We start from the raw sequence: 7,721 nt of genomic DNA on the forward strand, positions 1-7,721 counted from the left end.
CTTAGCGCCGAGCCTTACTCCCCTTGTTGCCAGCGAGCGCCTGCTTTCTGGCGCGCTGCTTCTGGGCTGCCTTGCTGCTGCGACGTGGCTCGGGCTCGAAGCGGGTCAGATCCGGCTCAAAGCCCGGGAACCACTGTTGGGGCAAACGGGTGTCGAGCACCGCCTCCACCTTTTCCAGCAGCGGCGCATCTTCCGGGCTGAACAAGGTGATGGCGAGCCCCTTGTTGCCGGCGCGACCGGTGCGACCGATACGGTGCACGTAATCCTCCGCCACAAACGGGAATTCCATATTGATCACGTAGTTGAGATCGCTGATATCGAGGCCGCGGGCCGCCACGTCGGTGGCCACCAATGCCTGCAGGGTGCCGGCGCGAAACTCCAGCAGCACCTTCTCCCGCGCCCCTTGTGACAGGTCACCGTGGAAGGCCAGCGCATTGATGCCCGCCTTGCCGAGCTGCTGGGCCAGCTTGTCGGCCCCCTGGCGGGTGCGGCTGAAGATCAGGGCCGGGGCCCAGCCCTTCACGTTGAGCATGTGTTCGACCAGCGCCAGCTTGCGATCGCCATCCACCGTATAGACCCGCTGCTCCACCTCGGCCGCCGTGGTGTTGCGCGGTGCCACTTCAATCAGTTCAGGGTCATGCAACAACACCTTGCTCAAGGCAAACAAGTTGTCGTCGCAGGTGGCCGAAAACAGCAGGGTCTGGCGATCCGCCGGGATCTGTTTCAGCAGTTCCTTGATCTCGTCCATAAAGCCCATGTCGAGCATCCGATCCGCCTCGTCAAACACCAGATGGTGCAGCGCCGCCAGACTCAGCGCTCCCTGCCGCAGATGGTCGAGCAGCCGGCCCGGGGTGGCGATCAGGATATCCACCCCGGCTTTCAGCGCCTCCACCTGTGCGGCGATACTCACCCCGCCGTAGACCAGCGTGCTGGTGAGGTCGGTGCCCTTGGCGTAGCGCGTGACGCTCTCATGCACCTGTATCGCCAGCTCGCGGGTCGGCACCAGCACCAGGGCGCGGATGGGGCGGGGGGCATCGTTCGTCGGATTTTGCAGCAACTGCTCCAGCAGTGGCAGCACGAAGGCGGCGGTCTTGCCGGTGCCGGTCTGGGCGCCCGCCATCAGATCGCGCCCCGCCAGAATGACCGGGATGGCGCTGGCCTGCACCGGGGTCGGCGCGGCGTAGCCCAGCTCGGTCAGGGTCTGCTGCAAGCGGGGAGATAGCGCCAGATCGGCGAAGGAGGCAATGGACATAAGGGTACCCGTCGGGATGGGCGCGGCCACGCCGCGCTGGAAACAGTCTTGATGGCCGGCATGGTAACAGATGCGGGGCCGCGGGCAGAAGGCGCCGCCGGCTCAGCGGCAGTGAAACACCTCCTCCAGCGCGTCTACCACGGCGCGCACCCGGCTGGCTTTTTGCAAGTCGGGGTGGAGCACCAGCCAGATGTCGACCGGATCGCACAGGCTGGGCAGCACGCGCACCAGATCCGGCTCCTTGTCGGCCAGAAAGGTGGAGAGCAGGGCGATGCCGAGCCCCTGGCGAGCCGCCGCCAGCAACAGCAGCTGGGCGTTGCACTGCAGCACCACGTTGGGCTCGTGCAGCGGTTCCCCGCACAGGCTGTGCCAGTGGCGGGAGACCAGCTCCCTGGCAAACAGCAGCAGGGCGTGCTGGCTGAGGCCATGGCCGCTCTTGGGTGTGCCGTGGCGGGCCAGATAGTCGCGGGAGGCGTAGAGCCCCATCTCTATGGTGGTGAGGCGCTTGATCACCAGCTCGTCGTTGTCCGGGCACAGCCCGCGGATGGCGAGATCGGCCTCCCGGTAGGCGATGTCGCTGACGCTGACCGCGGTCTGCAGGCTGAGCCGGATGCCGGGATGGCGCTCGCGCAGCAGGGTGAGGGCGGGCAACACGAAGGCCTGGGCCAGGGTGTCGGTGGTGGCGATGCGCACCTCGCCGCACAGGCTCTGATCGTCGGCGCTAGCCTTGCGTTCGATGGCCTTGATGGCCTGCTCCATGGCGCTGGCATCCGCCAGCATGGCCTCGCCGAGGGGGCTGAGATCATAGAGCTTGGGGGTGCGGATAAAGAGTTTGGAGCCGAGGTTCTGCTCCAGCGCCGTGATGCGGCGCCCCACGGTGGCCTGATCGACCCCCAGTACGCCGGCGGCGCCGCGCAGGGTGCCCTGCCGTGCCAGTGCCAGAAAAAACCGCGCGTCGTCCCAGTTGATCATCGAGCCTCCCACTCAAAGTGCCCTGGCGGGGCGTGCCCATTAGAAGCCAGTACCGGCGGGATCACAAGGCGAGAGTGCCCTTCTCGACATGCAGATAGATGTCACTGACATGCATTATTGAAGCAGACTGATGCATTTGTGTGGCTGTCGAGGGGCCTCGATGGGCGCTATCATGGCGCCTCTCGTCAGCGGCCTTGCCCGCCCTCATCGGAGCCTTGCATGTCATCATCTCTTTGCGCCGCCGCCCCCTCTGCGGCGGCCACCTCCCATCGCGCCATCCTGCTGTTTCTGCCGCTGGCGCTGATGTCGGCGCTGCTCAACAGCAGTGTGCCCACCCCCCTCTATCCCCACTATCAGCAGGCGCTGGCCCTGAGCGATGTCAGCCTCACCCTCATCTATGGCGGCTATGCGGGCGGGGTGCTGATCTCCCTGTTCGGGGTGGGCAATCTGGCGGGCAGGGTGAGCGATCTGCGCGCCATGATCCTGCCGGCCCTGCTGGCGGTACTGGGAGGCGCCTTGCTGTTCTCCCTGGCGGACTCCTTCTGGTCGCTGTTGCTGGCGCGGGTGCTGGCCGGGATCGGCACCGGCGCCCTGACCGGCGCCGCCAACGTGGCTCTGCTGCGCTTTGGCCCGCGCGATGGCGGCAAGCGGGCCGCTCTCAGTGCGACCCTCTCCTTCACCGCCGGGCTGGCGCTCGGCCCGGTGTTCAGCGGGTTGGCGCTGCAGCTGGAGTGCTATCCGACCCAACTGCCCTTCCTGCTCATCATGGGGCTGGCGGCCTGCGCCATGGCGGGGGTGGCGTTGAGCTGGCCCGCCCGCGCGCAAGGGGCGCCGGCTGCGGCAACGCAGCAGGGCAGGGGATCGCTGGGGGAGGGGCTCAAGGCCACCGGGGCGGCTTTCTTTATTTGTGCACTGGCGCTGTTTACCGCCTGGGCGGTGGCGGCCAGCCTGCTGGCCATCGGCCCCAAGGTGGCGAGCCAGCTGCTGGGGCTGCGGGATCTCGGCCTGTTCGGCTATCTCATCGCAGCCTACATGGTGCTCTCCGGCCTGTGTCAGCTCTGGGCACGCCGGCTCGATGCCCGTCACACTCTGCAAAGCGGCGCCCTGGCGCTGGCGATCTGCATGTTGCTGTTTGCTGGCGCCGTGCATGCCCAGTCGTGGTGGCTGGCGGTGCTCGGCTTGCTGGTGGCCGGTTACGCCCAGGGCGCGGTGTTTGTCGGCAGTGCGACCCTGGTCAACCGCATCGCGCCGGCTGCCAGCCACGCCCGGCTGGTGTCGCTCTTCTACGTGATCGCCTATGTGGCGAACTGGGTGCCGGTGCTGCTGGGCTGGGTCAGCGACGGGGGCGGCGTGCAGGCGGCGGTGGATCTGCTCACCGTCGGCAGCGTGCTGATCAGCCTGGGGCTGGCCTGGGCGGCCTGGCGCACCCGCTTCGAGCCGGCGGCCGGCTAGTGTGACTCAGTCGGCCAGCACTACCCGCTCGGCCGACAGATGGTGCATCCATTCGCGCAGGATCAAGAGGGCGGCGGCAAAGCGCCGGGTCTTGGGCAGGTTGGCTGCGGCCAGCGGGTCACCTTCCACCATGGCGGCAAACTGGCCGAACAGCTGCTCCAGGCTCTCCCGGCTCAGCTCACGGCTGCCGAGCACCTCGGCCAGCGGCAGCGGCGCCTGCAGGGTCACCACCTCATGGGGCGGTACCTCGGCGGCCAGCGGCATCAGCACGTCCTCCACCACCATGATGGCCTGCTCCAGCTCCAGCGCGCTCGGCGGATCCCGGCGAAACGGGCCCGGTGTCATGGCTTCAAGGCCAAAGCCCAAGTCGCGGGTGAAGCGGGTGCCGTCGGCCCGGGTCAGCTGCAGCTGGCTGCTGTGCTCCCCCAGGCTGAGCAGGATGGTGGTCTGGTTGCGGGTCATGGGGTCTCCTTAGTGGCGGTCGCGACTCAGCCCTATCCATACACCCGCCGCGACCTGCTGGCGAGGGCTTTCGGCGCCCCCATCCGGGGAATACGGCTTGCAATATATGGAAGTAATGGCATTCTGGATGTCTAGATGGTTGTCTTGTTATTACCTTCAGGAGTTCAGATATGGATATTCGTACCGCCCCCCGTGCGCTTGCGCTCGCCCTGTTGCTGGCCAGCGGCCTTGCCACCGCCAACGAGGCGCTGGTGATCCAGACCGACTTCGGTCTCAAGGATGGCGCCGTCTCGGCCATGAAGGGGGTCGCCTTCGGAGTGGATCGCACCCTGCCGCTCTATGACTTGACCCACGAGATCCCGGCCTACAACATCTGGGAAGCCTCCTACCGTCTCTATCAGACCCTGCAGTACTGGCCCAAGGGGACAGTGTTTGTCAGCGTGGTGGATCCGGGGGTCGGCACAGATCGCAAGTCGGTGGTACTCAAGACCAAGAGCGGCCACTACATCGTCAGCCCGGATAACGGCACCCTGACTCTGGTAGCCGAACACTTCGGCATCGACACGGTGCGTCAGATCGACGAGAAGACCAACCGGCTCAAGGGCTCCGAGAAGTCCTACACCTTCCACGGCCGCGACGTTTACGCCTACACCGGCGCCCGGCTCGCCTCCGGTGCCATCAGCTATGAACAGGTAGGGCCCAAGCTGTCGGGCGAGGTGGTGAAGATCCCCTATCAGCCGGCAGTGGCCGAGCAGGACGGTACCCTCAAGGGCACCATTCCGATCCTGGACGTGCAGTACGGCAACGTCTGGACCAACATCGACGACAGCCTGCTGACCAAGGCGGGGATCAACAAGGGTGACAACGCCTGCATCAAGATCAGCGAAGGGGATGCACTGAAGTACGAGGGCAAGGCCCCCTATGTCAGCAGCTTTGGCGATGTGCCACAAGGCCAGCCGCTGGTCTACCTCAACAGCCTGTTACAGGTGTCGGTGGCGCTGAACATGGACAGCTTCGCCACCCAACATCAGGTGCAATCCGGCGCCAACTGGCATATCAGCCTGAAGAAGTGCTCCTAAGCAGGGGCTTTCATCAACGACAAGGGCGCTGCGGCGCCCTTTTCATTGCCGGTCCAGCTGTGGGTTTCACTGTCCCTTGAGCGGGGCGGTGGTGGGTGGGAGCCTAATGGGCTGGGGTGGCAGCTCGCGCACGCTGACCACCACTTCATAGCGTTTGTCGGCTTCGGCCGGCGGAATGTTCTTGAACAGCGCCTGGGCGGTGGCCTGGGGATCCTGGCCCAGCTTGCTGGCGTGATAGAGGGGGGTGGGCAACGTCGGCGGGCGCGCGTCGGGGCGACCGGCTGGCGGGGCTGGCGGCTCACAGGCCTGGGCCGACAGGCTGGCAAGCAGCAGGGTGAGTGCGAGGGGGTAACGTGACATGGGGATGACTCCATCCAGGGAAGATGGCCCATCAAACGCCAGGCGGGCTGCTAGCTCAACGGCTTTTACGCTCCCTTTTCACCCTCTTTACAGTCGTGACAACGGGCGCCTGGGCGCCCGTTGTGGATCCTGGCAGCCGCAGGACTCAGAACTCGTTGGAGAGCGCCTTGTACCCCTTGACCAGATCGATGTTGGTGTGGGCCACGTCCTCGGAGAACTCGGCGGCATCCACCGACACCCGCGGGATATGGTCCAGATCGCTCTGCTGGTTGATGCGGGTGGTGGAGGGAACGTAGAACTCCGGCGGCAGATCGCAGCCGTCCACCACCGAGTTGTGGCGCACCACGGCGCCATCACCGATGTGGCAGTTGAACAGCACGCTGTTGAAGCCGATGAACACCCGGTTGCCCACTTCGCACGGCCCGTGGACTATGCTGCGGTGGGCGATGGAGGTGTACTCACCGATGGTGACGGCGGCGCCGGACTTGGAGTGGATGACGACCCCGTCCTGAATGTTGGAGTTGGCGCCGATGACGATGGGCTCCATGTCGCCGCTGGCATCCACCTCGTCGGCGCGGATCACCGCATAGGGGCCGACAAACACGTTCTCCTTGATGATCACCTTGCCACAGATGATGGCTGTCTTGTCGATATAGGCTGACTCGTCGATGACCGGCAGATGGCCGGAGGGATTCTTGCGGATCATGTTACATCCTGTTGAAGAGGAAAGCTGACGGGAAGCAGGCCGGACGCGCGGGCCCGCCGGAGAGTCAGCTTACGCCTCGGTGCCGGGAGGGGAAACCCTTTACTGGTCTGACCCCAACATGGGCCGGTGCCCCGGCAGGGTGTTCCCTCTGGGCAAAATATGGGAGCATGGCCGTTCCCGAGGGCAAAACGGCCCGCTCGACATTATGTGCATAACCCTGGATACCCAAGATGAAGAAGATTGTTGTGCTGCTCGGCATGCTGCTGGCCCCCTGGTTCTCCTCTGCCGTTCAGGCTAAAGGGGAGGCCGGCGAATTTGACTATTACGCCATGGCGCTCTCCTGGTCACCGGAGCATTGCGCCATCAAGCCGGCCGACCGGGACCAATGTTCCCGCCAGCTGGGATTCGTGCTGCACGGGCTCTGGCCCCAGTATCAGCGCGGCTACCCGAGCAGCTGTAGCCGCGAGCGGCTGGATCCGGCGATGGAGCAGCAGTTTGCCGGGCTCTATCCCAGCCGCTTCCTCTATCGCCATGAGTGGGAGAAGCACGGCACCTGCTCCGGTCTGAGCCAGCGCGACTTTCATCAGCTGGCCAGCGACCTGCGCCAGAAAGTGAAGATCCCGGCCGCCTATCAGTCCCCTGCCGAGCCGCTGCGCAAGAGCCGTTTCCAGCTCAAGGCGGATCTGGCCAGTGCCAACGACTGGCTGGCCCCGGACAACATCACGGTGGCCTGCGCCGATGGGGGTCGATTCCTGCGGGAGGTCTATATCTGCATCAACAAGGAGGGGACGGCAGCCGTCACCTGTTCCGACGAGATGCAAAAGCGCGAGTTGCGCTCCTGCGGTCAGCCGGACTTCCTGCTGCGCAGCGTACGTTGACCACTTATCTTCATCAGGCCCCTCGCGGGCCCGATGTGCAATGAGGGTATGGGAAAGGAGTCTGATCAATGAAGAGCAAGCAAGGATTTTCGGGCGAGGAGCGGACGCTGCTGCTCGGCGTGAAAGGGGTGGGGCCCACCGTCATCAGGCGGCTTGAACAGCTTGGTTACCACAATCTGGCGCAATTGGCCGAGGCCGACACCGGCCATATCGTGCAACTGGTGGCCAGCATGCTGGGCTCGACCTGCTGGCAGAACAGCCCGCAGGCCCGGGCGGCCATCGATGGGGCCATCGCCCTGGCGCGCAGCCAGGTCGGCGGCGTCACTCCCGAGCGGCAAGAGGCGACATCATGACGCTGTTTGCCGAACTGGGGCTGCGCTACCCCATCATTCAAGCCCCCATGGCCGGTGTTCAGGACAGCGCACTGGCACTGGCCGTGACTCGGGCCGGCGCGCTGGGCTCATTGCCTGCAGCCATGCTGAGCCTCGCCACCTTGCGCGAAGAGCTGACCCGGCTGGCGGCGAGCGGGGGGGCATTCAACATCAACTTCTTCTGTCATC

10 protein-coding genes (1 of these 10 cut by a window edge) are annotated in these 7,721 nt (G+C 65.4%); 5 read left to right on the forward strand and 5 right to left on the reverse strand.

Features of this window, described 5'->3' with window-relative positions; all coding sequences use genetic code 11:
* Position 1 precedes the first annotated feature (1 nt).
* A complete protein-coding gene (locus AHA_RS03745; protein ID WP_011704699.1) occupies positions 2 to 1,252 on the reverse strand; it encodes a DEAD/DEAH box helicase in 1,251 nt (416 codons plus the stop codon).
* A gap of 102 nt (positions 1,253 to 1,354) precedes the next feature.
* Positions 1,355 to 2,224, reverse strand: a complete 870-nt coding sequence (locus tag AHA_RS03750) for a LysR family transcriptional regulator (RefSeq protein ID WP_011704700.1) — start codon at positions 2,222 to 2,224, stop codon at positions 1,355 to 1,357.
* A 219-nt stretch (positions 2,225 to 2,443) separates the two neighbouring features.
* Between AHA_RS03750 and AHA_RS03755 the strand changes: the two genes are divergently transcribed.
* Positions 2,444 to 3,676, forward strand: coding sequence for an MFS transporter (locus AHA_RS03755; RefSeq protein ID WP_011704701.1), 1,233 nt, complete (start codon positions 2,444 to 2,446; stop codon positions 3,674 to 3,676).
* A gap of 6 nt (positions 3,677 to 3,682) precedes the next feature.
* On the opposite strand, the gene AHA_RS03760 is transcribed toward AHA_RS03755, so the two are convergent.
* Positions 3,683 to 4,138: a hypothetical protein gene (locus tag AHA_RS03760; protein WP_011704702.1), complete on the reverse strand. Its 456-nt coding sequence runs from the start codon at positions 4,136 to 4,138 to the stop codon at positions 3,683 to 3,685.
* A gap of 170 nt (positions 4,139 to 4,308) precedes the next feature.
* On the opposite strand from AHA_RS03760, the gene AHA_RS03765 reads away from it, so the two are divergent.
* Positions 4,309 to 5,217 (forward strand): SAM hydrolase/SAM-dependent halogenase family protein, encoded by a 909-nt coding sequence (locus AHA_RS03765; protein WP_011704703.1) that lies wholly within the window; start codon positions 4,309 to 4,311, stop codon positions 5,215 to 5,217.
* 66 nt (positions 5,218 to 5,283) lie between these two features.
* On the opposite strand, the gene AHA_RS03770 is transcribed toward AHA_RS03765, so the two are convergent.
* Positions 5,284 to 5,577, reverse strand: a complete 294-nt coding sequence (locus tag AHA_RS03770) for a hypothetical protein (protein ID WP_011704704.1) — start codon at positions 5,575 to 5,577, stop codon at positions 5,284 to 5,286.
* Positions 5,578 to 5,722: 145 nt separating this feature from the next.
* Entirely contained in the window at positions 5,723 to 6,283 is a 561-nt protein-coding gene (locus AHA_RS03775) for a carbonic anhydrase (protein WP_005309014.1), read from the reverse strand.
* Positions 6,284 to 6,513: 230 nt separating this feature from the next.
* Between AHA_RS03775 and AHA_RS03780 the strand changes: the two genes are divergently transcribed.
* From AHA_RS03780 to AHA_RS03790, 3 genes are all read left to right on the forward strand, one after another.
* Positions 6,514 to 7,161 carry a ribonuclease T2 family protein gene (locus tag AHA_RS03780; RefSeq protein ID WP_029302014.1) on the forward strand — a complete coding sequence of 216 codons (648 nt, stop codon included), beginning with the start codon at positions 6,514 to 6,516 and terminating at the stop codon, positions 7,159 to 7,161.
* Positions 7,162 to 7,229: 68 nt separating this feature from the next.
* Positions 7,230 to 7,514 carry a hypothetical protein gene (locus AHA_RS03785; RefSeq protein WP_011704706.1) on the forward strand — a complete coding sequence of 95 codons (285 nt, stop codon included), beginning with the start codon at positions 7,230 to 7,232 and terminating at the stop codon, positions 7,512 to 7,514.
* A protein-coding gene (locus AHA_RS03790) for an NAD(P)H-dependent flavin oxidoreductase (RefSeq protein ID WP_011704707.1) crosses the window boundary here: on the forward strand, positions 7,511 to 7,721 show its start. The gene runs 848 nt beyond the window's last position; the window shows 211 of its 1,059 coding nt (coding positions 1-211); its start codon is at positions 7,511 to 7,513; the stop codon falls past the right edge of the window. Before AHA_RS03785 ends, AHA_RS03790 begins: the two co-directional genes overlap by 4 nt.

This window comes from Aeromonas hydrophila subsp. hydrophila ATCC 7966 (assembly GCF_000014805.1).
Lineage (GTDB): Bacteria > Pseudomonadota > Gammaproteobacteria > Enterobacterales > Aeromonadaceae > Aeromonas > Aeromonas hydrophila.